The organism is Streptomyces carpinensis (assembly GCF_002154505.1).
In the GTDB taxonomy this organism is placed as follows: domain Bacteria; phylum Actinomycetota; class Actinomycetes; order Streptomycetales; family Streptomycetaceae; genus Streptomyces; species Streptomyces carpinensis.
In genome coordinates, this window is sequence record NZ_MUBM01000773.1 from 1 (window position 1) to 543 (window position 543).

1 pseudogene is annotated in these 543 nt (G+C 71.8%); it reads left to right on the forward strand.

The window, feature by feature from the left end:
- Nucleotides 1-237: 237 nt before the first annotated feature.
- A pseudogene (locus BZY54_RS48695) lies at nt 238-543 on the forward strand (aminopeptidase P family protein); the annotation flags it as partial.

The window sequence follows — 543 nt, forward strand, 5'->3', positions numbered from 1 at the left end:
TCCGCGCCGTCGGTCCTGTCCAGGCCGTTTCGGGCAGGACCCCTTCACGCGGGGCCGGTTCAGGCGGGGCCGCCGGTGTCGAGCAGGGCCCGGGTGGTGGCCGCCGCGCTTCCGGGGATCGGGGCGGCGCTCCCCATGGCCTGGCAGCGCTCCCGGTAACAGGTGCTACCGCCTCGGGCCCCCTTCCGTACGACCGTACGATGGGGGTGGTCCAGTGCCGTATCGAGGAGGAAGACCGTGGCGGAGGAACTCACCCCGGAGACCCCGGAGACCCCGGAAACCCCGGAGACCGAGTCCGAAGAGCCGATCAAGCAGCGCAAGAACGGCCTGTACCCGGGCGTGTCCGACGAACTCGCCGAGAACATGAAGTCCGGCTGGGCCGACACGGAGCTGCGCGACCTGAAGCCGGTCGAGCAGGCGGAGCACACCGCCCGCCGCCGCGCCGCCCTGTCCGCACGCTTCCCCGGCGAGCGCCTGGTGATCCCCGCGGGCAACCTCAAGACCCGCTCCAACGACACCGAGTACTCCTTCCGCTCCTCGGTC